Here is an 18653-nt window from a genome sequence, read left to right on the forward strand (position 1 = left end):
GGCGTGTCATGAGGTGACACGCCGGTTCGTACAGGGGCTGCGCACCACGTCGGCTCAGCATGTCATCGCGGTCTCCAGGGAGTCCGTCATACGGAACGCAGCTCCGGATCCGGTCACTTCGAAAAGTCGGCGGATCGTCACCTGTAGCGGGCCCGCGAGAACGAGGACCACTCCCGCCGCCATGTGGGCCCTCCGTGCGTCGAACAGCGCGTGGAGGACGGAGGAGTCCGCGAATTCCGCTTGGGACAGGTCGACCACCGTGCGGGAAACGCCGCGCGCCGCTGCCTCGACGAGAGCCCGAGCCAGATCCGGCGCGCTCTCCCCGTCGAGATCGCCGCGCAGGCGGACGACCGTCGTACCTTCGTGCGTGGTCGTGGTGACCACCGCTTCGTCTCCGTTCACCAGGCCATGGTCCTACATGGCGAACGGCCGGACCGGCCCGGGTCCCCATGGGCACCGATCACGTTCGGAGAGCGCCCCGTGATGCCCCGCGCGGACATCGGAGCGCCACGCGGGCGGCCCTCCGACGCGCTGCCCGATCCGGAGGGGTGTCGATCCGGAGGGATGTCGATCCGGAGGGGGCCCGAGCCGATCCGAGCGCGGGCGAGGGCCGGAGTGCGTTCCGCGGCACGCCCTCTCCCGGGTCTGGATCAGCCGGTCACGCGTCCGCCTCGCCCGCACCCTGCACGATCTGCTCCTGCGTGATGACCTGGATCTCGTTGGTGAGCTCGTTGCGAATCCGGTACACCGCATGCGGTCCCGGATCGCGGACCTCCTCGACACGGCCGTGGTGTCGGCCCTCTCGGCCGTCGCGGTAGCCCACCCGGTCGTTCTTTTCGAGCGCCATGTTCTCCTCCTGGAGCGCCCGTCCCGCCCGCCGAACGCTCTGGCGGCGCAAACGGGGGTACGGGTTCCGCTACGGCTGCGTCTTCCCTCCCGGCGAGCCCCCATGCCGACCGACGGTCTCCGGATGGTCGCGGCAGGCACGGCGCCAACGGCGTCCAACGGCGTTAACGGCGTTAACGCCGACCACGGCTGATGCGGAGCGGCGGTCACGGCGCCACGGGTGCACGTCGGTCACGGCCGTCACGGCGGTCACGGCCGTCACGGCGGTCACGACACAGGCAGAACCCACCCGGGAGGCTGACGTCGCAGGGCCTTGTGGGCGCACCCGCCCGCCCGCCGTCGGGGTGTCGCACGAGGGCGGGTAGGTGCTGCGTATGGACACACACACCTCCGACCTTCCCGTCCCTCCCGGCCGCTCCGTCCTGGGGACGGCGTCGACGTGGTGGCTGACGGCATTGGACCGCATCGAGCACTCGACACAGGCGGACCCGGCCGTGCGGGCCCTACAGAAGGCGATCCGCTCGCTGCCCCTGGGCGGGGCACGTGACCTTCTGCGCGGTCGCGCGCTGGGCCACCCGGTCCATCCCGTTCTGGTGCAGGTGCCCATCGGCTGCTGGCTGTCGGCCGCCGTCCTGGACTTCGTACCGGGGGCTCAGTGCGGGGGAACCGTCCTCACGGCGGTGGGCTTGGCCGGCGTGGCCCCGGCGGCCGTGGCGGGCTGGGTCGACTGGGCCGACCTCCCACCCGAGCAGGCCAGGGTGGGACTCGCCCACGCGGCCTCCAACGCCGTCGCGGTCACCTGCTACGCCATCGCCCTCACGAACCGGCTGAGTGGCCGGCGGGCGAAGGGCCGACTGTGGTCGGTCGCAGGGCTGACGGCCGTCGCCGTCACCGGCGCGCTCGGCGGCCACGTGGCCTACCGCCAGGCGGTCGGAGCGTACCCGGCGGGCTAGGTGTATTGCCAGGTGACGTTGGGGACGCAGTCGGCAGGCACGGACGATGCCGCAGAGCCGGCCGGTGGGCGTTCGGCTCAGGGTGGGTTGCCGCGTGCCCGGTGTGGGCAACCGGTTCCCGTGACTCGGAAACCCCCTCCGGACACCACCCCGGACGGTCATCACGTCGTCATCGGTGGACGTCGCTGGCGCGCCACCGACCCGGCCGTACCCGATGACGTCAGCGCCCGCCTGCGCGTCCACCTGATGGCTGCCCGGCGAGCCGTCGGCGTCGCGCTTCGCGCCCACGACGCCCGGGCCGAGCGTGCGGCCCTGGACAGGGTGCAGTTGGCGAAGGTGGCTCTGGGGGAGCGCGGCACCCCGTGGTGGGAGCAGAGCCCCGAGGAGCGGCGCACGCGCTGGCAGGACGGCTTGGCCGCGTTGGACGCCTAGGCCGATTCGTTCGGATCATCTGATCGTTGGTATGAGTGTGCCGTTAAGCGACGCACAGTGGGCGCGGATCGAGCCGTTGTTGCCGGATCGGACACCAAGGCGGGGCGGGCGGTGGAGGGACCACCGGGAGATGATCGACGCGATCGTCTGGAAGTTCCAGACCGGATCGCAGCGGGTCCACTTGCCTGGGAAGTACGGCAACTGGCGGGGGGTCTACAACCGGCTGCGGATGCGGGCCGTCGACGGCACCTGGGAACGAGTCTTCACCGCACCGATGGCGCAGGCCGACGCCGATGAGGATCGGCACTGGGCTGTGTCGGTCGACTCGACGATCGTGCGCGCTCATCAGCACGCGGCCGGGGCCCGTAAAAAGGGGCCCCGGCCGGCGAGCCGCATGACCATGCCATCGGCCGGTCCCGCGGAGGACTGACCACCAAGGTTCATCTCGCCGCTGACGACCGGTGCCGGCCGCTAGCCTTCGTGCTCACCGCGGGACAGGCCGGGGCCGCCTCCGTTGTGTTGCCGGGGGCGGCCCCGGGCTGCGGGGTGTGGGTCAGGCCGGGCTGATGATGTTCAGGATCGCCTGTGTGACGTGGTCGGCGGCGTTGCGGTGACCCTTGGCGTTGGGGTGGACGAGGGTCGGCTTGTAGTCATTGTCGAGGATGCCCTCAATCCACTTGTCGGTGTCGCAGGCGCTGTGGTTGCGGGAGGAGTCGTAGAGGTCGACGAACGTTGCGGAGTCCTGTGTGGCGACGGACTTCTCGATGGCCGTGTTGAGGGGTTCCAGGACGTCGCTGCGCAGCCAGTCCAGGTCGCCCAGGGTGATTGAGCCGAACTGCTGCGGGTTGTTGTACTGGCACTTGGAGGTGTCGTCGGGGACGACCGTGGGGTAGCCGACAGCCAGGATCTTGGCGGTCGGCGCCTTCTCGTGGAGCGTTTCGAGCATCTGGTTGTACTGCGTGCTCACCGTGGCCAGCCGGCCGGGGATCCTCGCGGCCAAGTCGTCCTTGCACGGTGTGCCCGCGCCCTCGCTGCTATGGCCCAGTTCCAGGCACTTGACGAGGATGTCGCCGAAGCCGAGGGTGTTGCCGCCCACGCCGACGGTGATCACATCGGTGTTGGAGGTGACCGCCTCGGACTGGGCCGGGACCGGCGGGAACGGGTAGTCAGGGTCGGGGTTGCCCGGCGCGTTGCGGCCGATCGGCTCTTGGGCCGTGGAGGTGACGTTCTCGATCGTGGCCGCGCCGCAGCTGACGTTGGTCAGATCGATCAGCGAGCCGAAGTCCCGGTCGATGACCTGCGGGTAGGACCGGTCGGTGCGCTCGCAGCCGTCGCGGGGGGATTCGAAGATGTCGCCGGCGGCCGGGATGACCCCGGCGGTGTAGGAGTCGCCCAAGGCGACCCACTCGTAGCCCGCCGCAGCGACGACAGGGGCCGCGCCTGCAAGCTGAACGGGAGTCAGGGCGCCCGATGCGAGAGCAACCGCTGAACCCAGAAGTACCAGGCGACTGCGCGTACGTGTCACGAATCCTCCAGACATGCGGTGTTGATAGCGCTATGACCGTACACAGAGAGTAACTATGAGTGATCACTCACGGACGGAACATCACTCGAATGTGCGGGGCGCTGCCACGGTCGGCACGGCCCGCCCCCGCCGACCGGCGCAGCACGGCATGCGCGAGATCGTTGCGTGTCACTCAACAGCAGCGATCAGATGATCCGAACGAAACGGCCTGGACCCTGTCGTCGAAGTCTCGCCTGGCCCGTTTCGACGACAGGACCCAGGGCGGGTTCTGGAAGGTGTCGGTGTGCCGGATGGGCCGTCCGGGAAGGTCCAGGAAGCGACGTGCAGGCCGTGGCGTGTGACGGCCGGCGGGTCGTGGTGTCGAACCTGTCTCCCGGGAGGACTTCCGATGCGCAGCGTGACCTACTCGATGGGCGTCTCCCTTGACGGCTACATCGTCGGGCCGGACGGCGGCTTCGACTGGACGGCGCCCGACGAGGAGGTCTTCCGCTTCGCCATCGACGAGATCCGAGAGGTCGGCGTCCACCTACTGGGGCGACGGCTGTACGAGACGATGCTGTACTGGGAGACCGCCGAGCAGGATCCATCGCTCGACGACTCGATGCTCGAGTGGGCCGCGCTCTGGAATCCGCTGCCCAAGGTGGTGTTCTCCACCAGGCTGTCGACGGTGCAGGGCAATGCCCGCCTGGTCTCCGGCGGCCTGGCGGAGGAGATCGAGCGGTTGCGGGCCGAGCCGGGGGAGGGGAACATCGCGATCGGCGGCGCGCGTCTCGCGGCCGAGGCGGCCGCGTCGGGTCTCATCGACGAGTACCGCGCCAGGGTTCACCCGGTGCTGGTCGGCGGTGGCATTCCGTTCTTTCCCCGGCATGAGCGCCGGGTGGATCTCGAACTCGTCGAGACCCGCACCTTCAGGTCGAAGGTCGTCTACCTCCGCTACCGCGTGGCGCGTCAGCCCTCGCTGTAGAAGGTGCGGATGACCGATCGTCGTGCTCATGCGACGGGAGCGGCGGGTGTGCGTTCCGGTGGAGCCGTGGCGGAGCACCTGTTCTGCCCGAGCGAGTCTGCGGATCCCCTGGCCCCACGCAGCTCGTAGCCTCGTACGGCTCGTAGCCTCATACAGCTCATACAGCCCGTACGGCTCGTCGACCTCGATCGCATCGCGACAAGTACTCGGAAGGAGCGGCCATGAGTCCGCACAACTCGCGCCGCCACATAAGTGAGTTGCAGTCCAACGCGTCCGGTGGGAGGCCCACGCTGCTGGACCGCCCCTGTGTGCCGGCCGTCGAGCACGGACGGGGGTGGGGCGCGTGAAGGCGGCACAGGACCTTCGCACCCCCGCCCGGGTGCTCGTCGTGGACCCGGCGCCGGGTGGGACGGCGCTCACGGAACTGACCGCTCTGGCCGGCCTCGGCCTCCGCCCGACCGTCAACCTTCGGCGTGTCCCGGACGCCGGTCTCCGGGCACGCATCGAGGCCGAGTGGGAGACGGTCGACTTCGACGGTTTCTCCGAAGAGCAACTTGCCAAGCGGATCGAGGCAGATGGGGAAGGGTACGAGGCCCTGAAGTGCCGGGCCGGAATCCCCCTCACCCGGGCCCTGCTGGAGCGGGCCACGGCAGACGGCCTCCGACGCCGCCTCTCTCTCGTCGGTAGGGCCGCGGCCGGATCCGACACCTTCGACCACGAGGCGGCGCGACGGCTGGGGGTCGCCATCCGGACGACGCCGGGGGCGAACGCGCACGCGGTCGCCGAACTCACCGTGGCGCTCATGCTCGACGCGCTGCGCGATGTCTCCCGGCGCACGCACGCCCTGCGTGCAGGCTCCTGGAGCGCGGCGATCGAGGGCCTGCCCACGGGCAGCCTCGCCGACGCGCGGGTCGGGCTGGTGGGATCGGGGGCGATTGCCCGAAGGGTGGCCGAGCTGGTCGGCGCGTTCGGCGCCGAAGTACGGGTGTTCGGGTCGCCGCGGTTCACCGCCGGGCGGGCGACGGGTTGGCCCGGCCGTCGTGTGGAGACCCTCGCCGACTTGCTGACCGGCTGTGACGTGGTCTCGGTCCACGTGCCGGCCACACCCGAGACGGCCGGCCTCATCGGGGTCGACGAGCTGCGGATGATGCGCCCCGGATCCGTGCTGATCAACACCGCCCGAGCGAGCGTCGTACCCGAGGCGGCGCTCGACCGTGCGCTGCGGGACCCGGAGTCCGGACCCTGGCGGGCCGCGGTCGACGTCTTCGACGTGGAGGGCCCCGGCTTCTCCTCGCCCCTTGCGGACAACCCCCATTGCGTCCTGTCCCCCCACGTGGCGGGCATGACCCGGTCCGCGATGCAGGCGGCGTCACGACGGCTCCTGGAGGAGTTCGAGCGGTTCCTGCGGCAACCCGGCCCGCCGAACCCCTCAGAGGTGGGGTCCCGCTGAGGTCGGGTGGGGTGGGGTGCTTGCCCCAGGTGTGTCTCGTCGCCGGCGGGCCGGTCAGACCGGGACGCCCGTCAGCTCCGTCAGGCCCGTCAGCTCCGTCAGGGTGACGTCGGAGAGGGCGTCAGCGCCGTCGAAGGCGAAGGCGAAGGTATGAGCGCGGTCGCGGGAGGCGAGGTGGCGGCGGACGGGGTGCTGTCACCGCCCACGCAGGTCAGCGACATGACGATCAGCGGCTGAATGCCTTGGGCCACCTCCCCTCCGGGGAGGCCTGCCGTGACCGTCCAGTTGTTCTTCGTCAGCGTGAGCGTCCGGCTGCCCATGTCAGGACCGTCCTGCCAGCCGTGTTCGGAACGGGCCCGCACGAAGGCCGCCTTGAGGGCGGTGTCCGCCGTTTCCGCCGCATGCCGTCCCAAGAGCTGTTCGTGACAGATGCCCTTGTAGGTCGAGGGTTCCCGCTCCACCGTGATGCCCTCCGCCGCGAGTGCGGACGTCATCTCCGCGACCGCAGTGTCCGCGGGCAGCGGCGGACCGGAGAACCGCGGGGGCAGCGGGCCGAGATCCTGCAGCGGATAGGCGCAGGCCGTGGCCGTCGCTGTCACCAGTGCCGCCATGACCAGGGACACCACGGCTGGCCGCCTCCGTCGTCGTCGCACGATGATCTCCACCCTGTCCACCCTGTCCACCCTGTCCGCTCTCCGCATCTTCCGTCAGCCGTCTGCCGTCCGGCATCAGCCGCCTGCCAACAGCGGTCCGGCATCAGCCATGTGCCATGTGCATGGCCGGCAAGTCTCCCATCCCGCCGATCCCGACGGGGCACCGGTTCCGCCGCCGGTTCCGCGCCGCCCTGACCGAACCGGTTGCCCGAGCCCTCGCCCCACCCGCGAAAGACCTCTCCACCGGTGAGCGCGCACCTCGCGAGGCGGCGTCCGGGCTGCCGGACCTGTCGCTCGACGCGGTGACGAGTAAATTGAACCTCTTTGGGTTATTTGTTGCCTATGACTGATCTCGACTACGCCGACAGATCCGACTTCGAGGACGCCGAGCGGGGCTTCGTCGCCGCCCTCACGCCGGCGATCGTCCGGGCGGACGACGGCCGCGTCATCTGGGACGGTGACGCGTACGCGTTCCTGGACGGGGACTGTCCCGACAGCGCGCACCCCAGCCTGTGGCGGCAGAGCCGGCTGTGCGACAAGCAGGGCCTGTTCGAGGTGACCGAAGGGATCTACCAGGTCCGGAACCTGGACCTGTCGAACATGACCTTCGTCGAGGGTGGCACCGGTGTCATCGTCATCGACCCGCTGATCTCCGCCGAGACCGCGGCAGCCGGGCTCGCGCTGTACCGGGAGCACCGCGGCGACCGCCCGGTCACCGGGATGATCTACACGCACTCGCACGGCGACCACTTCGGCGGCTCGCGCGGGGTCCTGCCGCACGGGCACCCGCCGGTGCCGGTGCTCGCCCCGGCCGGGTTCCTGGAGCACGCGGTGGCGGAGAACGTGTACGCGGGTGGTGCGATGACCCGCCGCGCGGTGTACATGTACGGAGCCGAACTGGCCAAGGGGCCTGCCGGGCAGATCGGCGCGGGGCTGGGCATGACGACGTCGAAGGGCACGATCACCCTCGTACCGCCGACACTGGACATCACCCACACCGGCCAGGAGGAGACCCTCGACGGGGTGCGGATCGTCTTCCAGATGACGCCGGGCACCGAGGCGCCCGCGGAGATGAACTTCCACTTCCCCGACCGGCGCGCGCTGTGCATGGCGGAGAACGCGATGCACACCATGCACAACATCCTGACCCTGCGCGGCGCGTTGGTTCGCGACCCACGAGTCTGGGCGCACTATCTGAGCGAGACGATCGCCCTGTTCGGTGATCGGGCCGAGGTCGCGTTCGCCTCGCACCACTGGCCCACCTGGGGCCGGGACCGCATCGTCGCGCACCTGGCCGGCCAGCGGGACATGTGGGCCTACCTGCACGACCAGACCCTTCGCATGATCAATCAGGGCCTGACCGGTCCGGAGATCGCCGAGTTGATCGAACTGCCGCCTGCCGTCGCGCGCCGGTGGGCCAACCGCGGCTACTACGGTTCCGTCAGCCACAACGTGAAAGCCATCTACCAGCGCTACATGGGCTGGTTCGACGGCAACCCCGCACACCTGTGGGAGCACCCGCCGGTCGAGCAGGCCCACCGCTTCGCCGCCGACTACGGCGGCGTTCCCGCGCTGGTCGCCAAGGGCCAGGAGTACGCCGCCTCCGGGGACCTGCGCTTCGCCGCGACGCTGCTCGGGCACGCGGTCTTCGCCGCCCCCGATGACACGGCCGCCAAGCAGGCACTGGCCTCGGTGTACGAGAAGCTCGGCCACGGTTCTGAGAACGGCACCTGGCGGAACTTCTATCTGATGGGAGCCCAGGAACTGCGCGGTACCATCGCGCACACCGCACTGGACTCGACCAACCCCGAGATGGCGATGGCACTCACCGTCGACATGCTCGTCGACTCCCTCGCCATCCGCGTCGACGGACCGCGCGCGTGGGACGAGAAGCTCACGATGAACTGGAACGTCACCGACGAGGGCCGCACCTGGCACCTGCTGCTGTCCAACGGCGCCCTCACCTACCGCAGCACCGACACCGCCGCGGAGGCCGACGGCCTGTCCCCGGCCGCCGACCTCACCTTGACCCTCACCAAGCCACAACTGCTCGCCGTCCTGGACGGCAAGGGCCTGGACGGCGTACAAGTCCAGGGCGACCCGGGGGCCTTCGCGACCCTCGTGAGCCTGCTCGACACCCCCGACCCCGCCTTCGCCATCGTCACGCCGTGACCACACCGCTCGCCAACGTGGCTTGACCGCGCTGTCGCACCGTCCGGGCGCGCCGCCTCCGTCCCGGATGCCGATGCCCACACTCGGCAGGCCGGGCGGCGGGCACAGTCGGAACCGCCGTACCCCGTCGGACCGGTAGACCACCGCGTCGTCCGACGGGGTGACGGGCGCGCCGTGGAGCGATGCCACCACGACTGTCGGCGTCTCGCCGTGCTCCCGCCACGCCGTGACGTCCCGGGGCGGATGCTCGTACGTCTCTTCCGTCTTGCGTCTCTTGCGTCTCTTCGACGCTTCCCGGGGACCGCGGCATCTCGGCCATAGCGTTCACTCTCAGTCGGTTGCAACGCACGATAATGCCGCTGTTGCATTAGGCGTCATTCCGTTGCAACGATATAGGGCATCTGAGCTGCTGTGATGGCTACTTCGTGCAATAAGTATGTTGCCAGTCTCTCGAACGCAACGTAGCGTTTCTGTCATCGGAAACAACGAAGCGAAGGAAGACACCATGCTGAAGTTCGACACCACCGCCCCGATCTCCACCGTTCTCGACATCCCCGCCGGCCGCATCCGGTTCATCGCCGCCGACCGCGCCGACACCGCCGTCGAAGTCCTGCCCGAAGACGCCTCGAAGGGCCGCGACGTGAAGGCGGCCGAGCAGATCACCGTCGACCACCGCGACGGAGTCCTGCGGATCGAGGCCGCACCGACGAAGAACCGGATCCTGGGCACCTCCTCCGGATCCGTCGAGATCACGGTCCAGTTGCCCGCCGGTTCCCACGTCGAGGCGAAGATCGCCGCGGGTGAGTTCCGGGGCGTCGGTCGGCTCGGTGACGTGACCTTCGAGGGCGCGCAGGGCACGGTCAAGCTCGACGAGACCGCGAGCGCCCGCCTCACCCTCCTCGCCGGCGACATCTCGATCGGCCGCCTGTCCGGGCCCGCACACATCACCACTCAGAAGGGCGACCTCGACATCGCCGAGGCCGTGAGCGGCAGCGTGGAGCTGCGCACCGAGGCCGGCGACATCTCGGTCGGCGCCGCTCGCGGGGTCTCCGCCTCCCTGGACGCCGGCACCGGCCACGGCCGCATCCACAACGCACTCCAGAACACCGAAGGTTCCACCGCCGGCCTGAGCATCCACGCGACCACCGCCTACGGCGACATCACCGCCCGCAGCCTCTGAATCGCAGCCTCTGGCCCGCAGCCCTTGGCCCGCAGCCCTTGGTTCGCAGCCTCTGACCCGCAGCCCGACGAGAACCACTCATGACCGAGATCGAAACCGACAGGGGACACAGAATGAGCACCACTCAGGACTACCAGGCCGCAGAGCAACTCTTCCGCCGCCCCGTTCGCCCCGGCGAACTCGTCATCGGCGACAAGGTCAGACCGCAGTGGATCGACGGCGGTGCCCGCTTCTGGTACGCCGTCAGTACGGGTGCCGGCCGCCGGTTCGTCCTGGTCGATCCGGCAGCCGGTACCCGCGAGCCGGCCTTCGACCACACGCGGCTCGCCGATGCCCTGGCCACCGCCTCCGGGCAGCCGGTCGACCCCGAGGCCCTGCCGTTCACGGCCATCGAACTGGCAGGTGACACCGTGGAGTTCGCCGCGCTCGGTGCGTACTGGCGCTGCCGCCTGGACGGCTACGCCTGCGAGCCTGCCGAGTTCACACCGCCCGGCAACCCCCTGGAAGTGCCCTCACCCGACGGGAAGTTCGCAGTGTCCCGGCGAGGGCACGACCTGTGGGCACGCTCGCTGTCCGACGGCCGCGAGTGGGCATTGACCACCGACGGCGCGCCCGACCACCAGTACGGCCCCGGCCCGCAGTGCACGGCCAACGGCACCCTGCTGCGCAAGATCGGCCTGCCCTACCTGCCACCCGCGGTCGCCTGGTCGCCCGACTCGACGAAGGTGTTGGCGCACCGGACCGACGAGCGCGAGGTCCGCCGGACGCACCTGGTGGAGGCCAGGCCCGCCGACGGAGGCGCACCCCTCCTGCACACCCAGCGGTACGCCTACGCGGGGGACGAGCACCTGCCACTGGCCGAACTGGTCGTGCTGGACGTCGTCGAGGGCACGGTGGTCCGCGCGCACGCCGAGCCGCTGCTCATGCCGCAGTTGTCGCCGATCACGGCCAAGTGGGCGTGGTGGGCCCCGGACGGCTCGGCGGTGTACTACCTCGACCGGCCGCGCGACCTGCGCACACTCACCCTGTACCGGATGGACCCGACCACCGGCGAGGTCACCGCGGTGCTCGGCGAGACCGGATCCACTCGGGTGGAGCCCAACCAGTGGATGTACGAACCGCCGATCGTACGGATACTCGCCGACGAGGTGCTGTGGTACTCGCAGCGGGACGGCTGGGGACACCTGTACCGCCACGACCTGCGCACCGGCGAACTGCTCGGGCGGGTCACCTCCGGCGCGTGGGCGGTGCGGCAGATCCTGCGCGTCGACGAGGCCGAGCGGGTGGTGTACTTCACCGCCTCCGGGCTGGTCGACGAGGATCCGTACCGGCGCACGGTGTGCCGGGTCGCCCTCGACGGCTCCGGCTTCGCCAGGCTCACGGACGACGCGCTGGACCACGTCGTCACCATGCCCGACCACCAGGAGTACTTCATCGACTCCGCGTCCACCGTCGACACCCCGCCCGTGACCCGCGTCCGGGACTGGACCGGGGGCGTGCTCGTCGAGCTGGAGCACGCCGACATCGGCAAGCTCACCGCCACCGGCTGGACGGCGCCGGAACGGTTCCGCGTCAAGGCGGCCGACGGGGTGACGGACATATACGGGGTGCTGTACCGACCCCGCGGGTTCGATCCCGCCCGACGCTACCCGGTGGTGGACAACGTCTACCCCGGACCGCAGCTCGACCGGGTCGCCCCTTCCTTCGATCCCGGCGGGATGGGACTCGACGCGGAACCCCTCGCGGCCCTGGGCTTCGTGGTGGTGGCACTGGACGGGCGGGGCACCCCGGGGCGGAGCAAGTCCTTCCACGACGCCTCGTACGGCCGGTTGGCCGACGCCGGCTGCCTCGCCGACCATGTCGCGGCGCTGCGGCAGCTGGCCCAGACCCGCCCGTGGATGGACCTGGACCGGCTCGGCGTGATGGGCCATTCGGGAGGCGGGTTCGCCGCGGCGCGAGCCATGCTGGACTTCCCCGAGGTGTTCAAGGTCGGGGTCGCGCTCTCCGGTTCCCACGACGCCCCCCACTTCAACCCGGGCTTCGTCGAGACCTACGACGGCGCGGACAACCCCGAGGCCTGGGCCCGTACCTCCAACGTGGACATCGCGGACCGGCTCGCCGGCAAACTCCTCCTCGTCCACGGCGAATTGGACGACCAGGTCCACCCGCACCACACGCTCCGCCTGGCCGACCGACTCATCGCCGCCGACAAGGACTTCGAGCTGCTCATCGTGCCGGGCGCCGAGCACACGTTCATCGACTGCCTGACGTACGTCCGCAAGCGCTCCTGGGACTTCCTCGTGCGCGAGCTGATGGGTACGCAGCCGCCGGCCCACCGCCCTGCCCCGATCCCCCTCGGCCCCGAACTGCTCGGCGAACTGTTCGCCTGAGTGGACAAGCGGGTCCCCCTGACGCTCGCCCGCTGCCGCGCTGCCGGCAGCGGGCGCCGAGCGTTCCGACACGGGTGGTCTCGCGCAGAGCGCGCGTCACGAGCCCGCGTGACCGCTGACGTGGAACGCTTCGAGGTGTTCGTTCGATGATGCCTCAAGAGGCGCGGCGCCCGCGCCGGCCTCTGAACCGATCACCGCTGTCGCGATCACAGGAGGAACACGTGGCTCAGCTGCTGAGAGTCCAGAACTTCAACGTCTCGATCGACGGAATCGGCGCCGGCGAGGACCAGACCCTGGAGCGGCCCTTCGGTCATGTCGAGCCCGAGAAACTGTTCGCCTGGGCCGGCGCCACGGCGAGCTGGCCCATGCGTACCGCACCCGGGGGAAGCCGGGGCCTGGACGACTACCTCACCCGGGACTACCCCCGAAACATCGGTGCCGAGATCATGGGCCGCAACAAGTTCGGGCCCCAGCGGGGGCCCTGGCAGGACCACGACTGGCAGGGCTGGTGGGGCGAGGAGCCCCCCTTCCGTACCCCCGTGTTCGTCATGACCCACCACAAGCGTCCTTCGTTCAGCCTCTCCGACACCACCTTCCACTTCGTCGACGACGACCCGGCCACGGTCCTCCAACGGGCCCGGGAGGCGGCGCAAGGCAAGGACGTCCGGCTCGGTGGGGGAGCGACCACCATCCGGGAGTTCCTCGACGCCGACCTCGTCGACACCCTCCACGTGGCGGTCTCGCCGGTGAAGCTCGGTTCCGGGGTGCGACTGTGGGAGTCGCCCGATGAGCTGCTCGACCGGTTCCACCTGGACGTCGTTCCCAGCCCGAGCGGGGTGACGCACCACCTGTTCTGGCGGAAGTGACCGGTTCCGGTACGGGCCCTACCCGGTTCCGGTGGTTCCTGACAGCATCACGGGACCGAACAAGGGGGACCCATGCGCATCCGCGTCCGCTTAATCACCACCACAGCCGCCGTCGTCACCGCGATGCTGCTGACCGGGTGCAGCTCGACCCCGGCCGAGGAGCTGGAGGACTGGTGGTCCTCCGGCGGCGAGAGCGGCGTCAAAGCGCTCTCCGACACCTCGGGCCAGGTCAACGCGGTGAGCATGCGTCCGATGGACGTCTGGGGCACCACCTGCCAGGAACTGCTGACAGAGGTGAAGAAGGCCAAGAAGCTCGACACCATCCCCAGCGAGAACGCCCGCGGGTTCTGGACGGAGGCCCTGACCACCTTCGAACACGGGGGCAATGAGTGCGTCGCCGGGGCCGGCGCGAAGGACGAACCCCGGGCATCCGCCGGCATCCGCGAGGTTCAGAAGGGAATCGGCCGACTGGCATCCGCCGTGTCCTTGATCCGCGGTGACCTGGAGGCCGAGTAGACCCGGTGCCTGACCGACTGCACCAGCGTCGGTCAGGTACCGGACACAGGCGCGGATGGCGTGATCACGAACCGTCGGGGATCCGGCCGAGACGGGTCCAGCCGGTGGGGGAGGGGTCACCGCCGTTGAAGGCGTGGACGGTGATCTGGCCGTCGGGTTCCTGGACGAGGTAGTCGGCGTGGGTGTCGGCGGTGACGTCGGCGAGTTGGACACGCTCGTGGGCGGTGGTCACGCCCGATGTGATCTGGCCGGCCCCGTGCCAGCCGCCGTGGCGGTCGCCTCCGCGGTTGAGGTAGGTCGTCAGGCTGCCGTCCGGGTTGACGGTGGAGTAGTCGGTGCGACCGTCTCCGTCGAGGTCGGCCAACCGTACGCGCGCCCGGTCGGTGGTCGTTCCGGTGGCGACCTGCCCCAGGTCGACCCAGCCGCCCGCCCCCGTGGTGTCGCCCCCGCGGTTGAGGTGGACGTTGACGGCTCCGCTGTCGGCGATCCTCCAGTAGTCGGCGCGTCCGTCGCCGTCGAAGTCGGCGAAACGCACCTGCTGGTGCGTGGGCGTCGTGCCCCGGGCGATCCGGCCGATGCCCTCCCAACCGTTCGGGCCGCCGATGTCGCCCCCGCGATTGAGGTAGGCGGTGACGGAACCGTCCGGGGCGACGTACAGGTAGTCGGCGCGCCCGTCGCCGTCGTGATCGGCGAAACGTACGCGGGTGCGGTCCGTGGTGACGCCGGTGGCGATGCGGCCGATGTCCTGCCAGGTACCGGCTCCCGACCCGCCCCGGTTGAGGCGGGCCCGGACCTCTCCCGAGTCGGCGAGGGTCAGCTCGTCGGTCCGTCCGTCGCCGTCGAAGTCGGCCCAGCGGACGCGTCCGGTGCCGCCCGACTCGGTGCCGGCCCGCGGGGCCGGGGTGGACCGGGTCCAGCCGTCGGTGACGGCCTGCTCCAGGCCCTGCCGGTAGGCGGCGGCCATCTTGCGGTAGCCGGCGTCGTTGGGGTGGAGGCCGTCGGGCAGCTCGGTCGCCACGTCCAGGCGCGGCGGCTCGACGTAGGTCAGGTGCCGGCCGGTGGCGGAGCGGGCGGCGACCGCGGCCCGCAGGACGGCGTTGAAGGCGTTCGTACGCTCGTACTGGCCACGCGTGTCGGGGAGCAGTCCCTGGACGATGACGGTGACCCCGGGCTTGTTCGCGTGGACGCGATCGATGAGCGAGACCAGCTCGGCCGCGGCGCCCTCGGGGTCGGCGTTGTGGGAGTTGAGGTCGTTGATGCCCAGGTGGAGCAGGACGACATCGGGGGCGGCGGCCGCCTGCCACCGGTCGATGTTGTCCCGGATCCCGCCTGTGGTCCAGCCGCTGTGCCCTTCGTTGTCCGGGTCGGCAGTGTTGCCGAAGGAGCCGGAGCCGACGTAGTCGGCGGTGTAGCGGGACTGGCCGGCCATCAACTCCCACAGCCGGGAACGGTATCCGGCCTCGTCGGAACTGCCCGCGCCGGCGGTGATCGAGTCGCCCAGCGGCATGATCCTCACGAGCGGTGGGGCCGGCTGCGGAGCCGCGGCGGCCGGTGTGACACTCGGGCCGAGGGCGGCTGCGGCACCCGCGGTCAGGGCCAGGGCCAGGGAGGTACTGCGTCGCATCGTCGTGATGTCCTTCGGAGGTGAGGGCGGCCCACGACACGAGACGAGGGCCGCGCCGGAAGGGGCAGGAGGAGCCGGGCACAACGGACGCCGCCTCCGGTCCTCCCCGCGGGGAGGACCGGAGGCGGTCGGTCACGTCGAGCCGTACGGGGCGTCGTACGGGGCGTCCACCCGCTCGGGGTGGGTGCCGGAGGTCAGGAGCCGCTGGCGACCTTGCCGAGGTCGGTCCAACCGTTGCCCTTGTCGCCGCCGTTCCACGCGAAGACGGACGCGCTGTTGCCGGGGCCGGCCAGTACGTAGTCGGCGTGGGTGTCGGCGTTGAAGTCCACGAACTGCACCTTGGTGTGATCGGTGGTCAGACCGGCCGCGATCTGACCGACGACCTGCCAGCCGGTGTTCGGTACGACGTCACCGCCCCGGTTGAGGTAGAGGTCGACCTTCCCGTCGGGCTTGACGGTGAAGTAGTCGGCCTTGCCGTCACCGTCGCTGTCGGCGAACCGGACCCGGTTGCGGTCACTGGTGGCGCCCGTGGTGATCTGGCCGAGGACCTGCCAGCCGTTGTCCGGGATCACGTCGCCGCCCCGGTTGAGGTAGGCGGTGACGGCGCCGGCGTCGTTGAAGACGAGGTAGTCGGTGCGTCCGTCGCCGTCCCAGTCCGCGAAACGGACCTTGCTCGCGTCGTTGGTGACGCCCCGGGCGATCTTGCCGGTACCGCTCCAGCCGCCGCGTCCGTCGCCGCCCCGGTTGAGGTGGGCCTCCACGGATCCATCGGTGTTGATGACGATGTAGTCGGACTTGCCGTCACCGTCCCAGTCCGCGAAACGGACCCGGTTGCGGTCGGAGGTCACGCCTTCGGCGACCTTGCCCAGCCCCTGCCAGCCGCCGCGTCCGTCGCCGCCCCGGTTGAGGTAGACCTCGACGCTGCCGCTGTCGGCGACGTTGATGTAGTCCGGCTTGCCGTCACCGTCCCAGTCCGCCCACCGGATCGGGCCACTGCCACCCGCTTCGTTGACCGCCGCCGACCGGCGGGGTGCGATGGTCTGGGAGATCCACTGCGCCAGGTCGTCGACGCGGGCGGAGACGGCTCCGGTACGGGTCTCGGTGGGGGCGGTACCGAGGCATCCACCCTGCCAGGAGCGGCTGTTGACGGCGACGAGCTCGCCGGCGGCGTTCAGGAGCGGGCCGCCGGTGTCGCCCTTGCAGAGCGAGTCGGTGCCCTTGCCGGTGATGGCCAGCGTGGTGGCGTCGTTGCCGCTCAGGGTGAACGCGCCGGTGTGCGGCTTGCCGGGAACCCACTCCGTCTTCGTACGACCGAACCCGGCCGCGGTGAGGTCGGTGCCGGCCCCCGGTGCCTTGGCCGCGACCTTGGCGGTGACCGCGCCCCGCGCGGGCAGTACCAGCCGGGCCAGGACCAGGTCGCGCTCCGGGCGCGGTACGAGCTCCGTGACCTCACGGGTGTCGCCATCGGCCAGGGTGACGGTGGCCCTCGGCGCGGGCTTGCCGGCGGGAACCGGCAACCCCGCCGTGCCGGCGAAGCAACTGGCGGCGGTGGCGATCCACCACTCGTCGATCAGGGTCGCGGTGCAGGCGCGGCTGTCGGCCTCGTCGCCGATGCTCAGCCTGAGCACGGAGGGGTGCTGTCCGGCGGGTGCCTCGGCGCCGGTGAGGGCCTGGGCGGGCCCGGCCGAGACCAGGCCCGCGACGACTGCGGTCGCGGTGATCAGGAGACCGGTCATGCGTACAGGTCGAGGACGGAAGACAGACATGGGGAACATCCTTCTGAGCCGGGATCGGTGCGCGGGCGCACTGAGTGGAGTGGAGACGGGGAGCTGCCGGCCGGGGGTACGGAGAGACGAGAGGAAGCGGGCGTCCGCGCGGCTGCCCGCCAACACCTGCCGGATCGTTGTCTCGCGGCCGGACTCCCGCGCGGTCATTGCTCGGACTGCATGTCCTTCGGCCGGGAGATCCGGCCGCAGACGCGGGGGCCTGGTGGGTCAGGCCCCCGCGCGGGGTGGTTCGGTTCAGACCCTTCGGCCACTCGGGCCGCCGGCCCCAGGGCCGGAAGGGGGCAGACGCGCTTCCATCCGGGGATCAGAAGCAGTTCCACCTGTAGGTCAGACGCGGTTCCACTTGGCGTTGGCGTTGGCGCCGTTGCCGCAGGCCCACAGGCCGACGGCGGAGCCATCGGCGGTCGCCTCGCTGAAGACAACGGGCGGCGTGGATGGCGGATCGGCTTCGCCTCACGGCCGCGGTGGCCTGCGACCTGGCTGGTGTTGCCGGAGCACGGAACCCGAGTGACACCGGGAACGAGTCGACCGGAACCCTGGCGCGGATGGCGTGGCCCGGCGGGCGAGCCACAGTTGAGCCACAGGGCTCCGGCAGGGCGCCTGACTATCGGGACGTGACGATCTTGACGAGGACGTGCTCACGGTTGGCGGGATCGATCGTCTCGCCGACACCCTTCCACGAGTTCTTCGGCACGGTGTAGGACGTGGTTTCCCCGTCGACAGTCATGTCGATCAGGGCTGCCTGGTCCTTGCTCTTCACACCGGTGACAGCGGGTACTTCCAGGGAAAGGTAGCCCGACTTGCCCGTGACGCGGAAGCAGAAGTCCTCCCTGTCACGGCCGATGAAGGTCAGCAGATCCGGGGCGCTACCGCATTCGGCGAGCGTGATGTTTCCGTCGCCTCGCTTGAGTACGAGGTTCTTCTCGCGCAGGATCCGGTCGGCATCCGGATATGCGAAATCCTCGACCGCCGAGGGAATGTCCGAAGAATTCGAGGCAGCGCTGTTCTGGGCCGAGGTGAGGCCGGCCGGAGCGGCCGCGTAGGCGACGCCGGAGGCCAAGAGGGCGGAAGCTGTCAGGCTCAGGGCCATCAGGCGTGAGGGCAGCCTCATTGAAGACTCGCATTCGTTCAGGAAGAAAGGTCGCCGAGTGGCCATCCTGAAGTCGACACATCTGCGAACCCCCTGCGGATACGCGAGTGACGCATCGTCACGGATGCCCACAGGGCGGCTGGCAGGAAGGACATTACATGAGAATCAGCTTAAGATGATCATTGGTGTGACCCATGCCATAGTT

General features: G+C 70.2%; 17 protein-coding genes and 1 pseudogene. 11 read left to right on the forward strand and 7 right to left on the reverse strand.

The genetic code is table 11. From position 1 onward, the window contains the following. Positions 1-54 precede the first annotated feature (54 nt). Positions 55-402, reverse strand: a complete 348-nt coding sequence (locus ACQEVM_RS35420; RefSeq protein ID WP_433086283.1) for an STAS domain-containing protein — start codon at positions 400-402, stop codon at positions 55-57. 256 nt (positions 403-658) lie between these two features. Continuing rightward, positions 659-847, reverse strand: a complete 189-nt coding sequence (locus ACQEVM_RS35425) for a hypothetical protein (RefSeq protein WP_351756419.1) — start codon at positions 845-847, stop codon at positions 659-661. A 373-nt stretch (positions 848-1220) separates the two neighbouring features. Between ACQEVM_RS35425 and ACQEVM_RS35430 the strand changes: the two genes are divergently transcribed. The 3 genes and pseudogenes from ACQEVM_RS35430 to ACQEVM_RS35440 form a co-directional block, all read left to right on the forward strand. Then, positions 1221-1799, forward strand: coding sequence for a DUF2231 domain-containing protein (locus ACQEVM_RS35430; RefSeq protein WP_433086285.1), 579 nt, complete (start codon positions 1221-1223; stop codon positions 1797-1799). A gap of 120 nt (positions 1800-1919) precedes the next feature. Next, entirely contained in the window at positions 1920-2231 is a 312-nt protein-coding gene (locus ACQEVM_RS35435) for a hypothetical protein (RefSeq protein ID WP_433086287.1), read from the forward strand. Positions 2232-2262: 31 nt separating this feature from the next. Continuing rightward, positions 2263-2741 (forward strand): annotated as a pseudogene (locus ACQEVM_RS35440) (IS5 family transposase); the annotation flags it as partial. A gap of 43 nt (positions 2742-2784) precedes the next feature. Here ACQEVM_RS35440 and ACQEVM_RS35445 read toward each other — a convergent pair. Then, a complete protein-coding gene (locus ACQEVM_RS35445) occupies positions 2785-3627 on the reverse strand; it encodes an SGNH/GDSL hydrolase family protein (protein WP_433086289.1) in 843 nt (280 codons plus the stop codon). Positions 3628-4144: 517 nt separating this feature from the next. Between ACQEVM_RS35445 and ACQEVM_RS35450 the strand changes: the two genes are divergently transcribed. Next, positions 4145-4720: a dihydrofolate reductase family protein gene (locus tag ACQEVM_RS35450; protein ID WP_433086291.1), complete on the forward strand. Its 576-nt coding sequence runs from the start codon at positions 4145-4147 to the stop codon at positions 4718-4720. A gap of 343 nt (positions 4721-5063) precedes the next feature. Continuing rightward, the gene (locus ACQEVM_RS35455; protein ID WP_433086293.1) at positions 5064-6170 is read left to right on the forward strand and encodes an NAD(P)-dependent oxidoreductase; all 1107 of its coding nucleotides are present in this window, start codon (positions 5064-5066) and stop codon (positions 6168-6170) included. Positions 6171-6268: 98 nt separating this feature from the next. On the opposite strand, the gene ACQEVM_RS35460 is transcribed toward ACQEVM_RS35455, so the two are convergent. Then, positions 6269-6781, reverse strand: a complete 513-nt coding sequence (locus tag ACQEVM_RS35460) for a hypothetical protein (RefSeq protein ID WP_433086295.1) — start codon at positions 6779-6781, stop codon at positions 6269-6271. A 164-nt stretch (positions 6782-6945) separates the two neighbouring features. Here ACQEVM_RS35460 and ACQEVM_RS35465 point away from each other — a divergent pair, with 164 nt between their 5' ends. From ACQEVM_RS35465 to ACQEVM_RS35490, 6 genes are all read left to right on the forward strand, one after another. Then, positions 6946-7173 carry a hypothetical protein gene (locus tag ACQEVM_RS35465; RefSeq protein ID WP_433086297.1) on the forward strand — a complete coding sequence of 76 codons (228 nt, stop codon included), beginning with the start codon at positions 6946-6948 and terminating at the stop codon, positions 7171-7173. Next, a complete protein-coding gene (locus ACQEVM_RS35470; RefSeq protein WP_433086299.1) occupies positions 7166-8995 on the forward strand; it encodes an alkyl/aryl-sulfatase in 1830 nt (609 codons plus the stop codon). The genes ACQEVM_RS35465 and ACQEVM_RS35470 overlap by 8 nt, the downstream gene beginning before the upstream one ends. A gap of 505 nt (positions 8996-9500) precedes the next feature. Beyond that, on the forward strand, positions 9501-10175 hold the full coding sequence (locus ACQEVM_RS35475; protein WP_433086301.1) for a DUF4097 family beta strand repeat-containing protein: 675 nt from the start codon (positions 9501-9503) through the stop codon (positions 10173-10175). Between the two features lie 113 nt (positions 10176-10288). Continuing rightward, entirely contained in the window at positions 10289-12565 is a 2277-nt protein-coding gene (locus tag ACQEVM_RS35480) for a DPP IV N-terminal domain-containing protein (protein WP_433086303.1), read from the forward strand. 221 nt (positions 12566-12786) lie between these two features. Continuing rightward, on the forward strand, positions 12787-13431 hold the full coding sequence (locus ACQEVM_RS35485) for a dihydrofolate reductase family protein (RefSeq protein WP_433086305.1): 645 nt from the start codon (positions 12787-12789) through the stop codon (positions 13429-13431). Between the two features lie 72 nt (positions 13432-13503). Continuing rightward, a complete protein-coding gene (locus tag ACQEVM_RS35490) occupies positions 13504-13947 on the forward strand; it encodes a hypothetical protein (RefSeq protein WP_433086307.1) in 444 nt (147 codons plus the stop codon). A gap of 64 nt (positions 13948-14011) precedes the next feature. On the opposite strand, the gene ACQEVM_RS35495 is transcribed toward ACQEVM_RS35490, so the two are convergent. The 3 genes from ACQEVM_RS35495 to ACQEVM_RS35505 all read right to left on the reverse strand — a co-directional run bounded on the left by ACQEVM_RS35495 (position 14012) and on the right by ACQEVM_RS35505 (position 18448). Then, positions 14012-15571 (reverse strand): GDSL-type esterase/lipase family protein, encoded by a 1560-nt coding sequence (locus tag ACQEVM_RS35495; protein WP_433086309.1) that lies wholly within the window; start codon positions 15569-15571, stop codon positions 14012-14014. Positions 15572-15765: 194 nt separating this feature from the next. Then, positions 15766-17307 (reverse strand): FG-GAP-like repeat-containing protein, encoded by a 1542-nt coding sequence (locus ACQEVM_RS35500; RefSeq protein ID WP_433086311.1) that lies wholly within the window; start codon positions 17305-17307, stop codon positions 15766-15768. A gap of 655 nt (positions 17308-17962) precedes the next feature. Further along, positions 17963-18448 (reverse strand): hypothetical protein, encoded by a 486-nt coding sequence (locus ACQEVM_RS35505; protein ID WP_433086313.1) that lies wholly within the window; start codon positions 18446-18448, stop codon positions 17963-17965. Between the last annotated feature and the right edge of the window lie 205 nt (positions 18449-18653).

Origin of the sequence: Streptomyces sp. CA-243310, assembly GCF_050936775.1 — a bacterium.
In the GTDB taxonomy this organism is placed as follows: Bacteria; Actinomycetota; Actinomycetes; order Streptomycetales; family Streptomycetaceae; genus Streptomyces.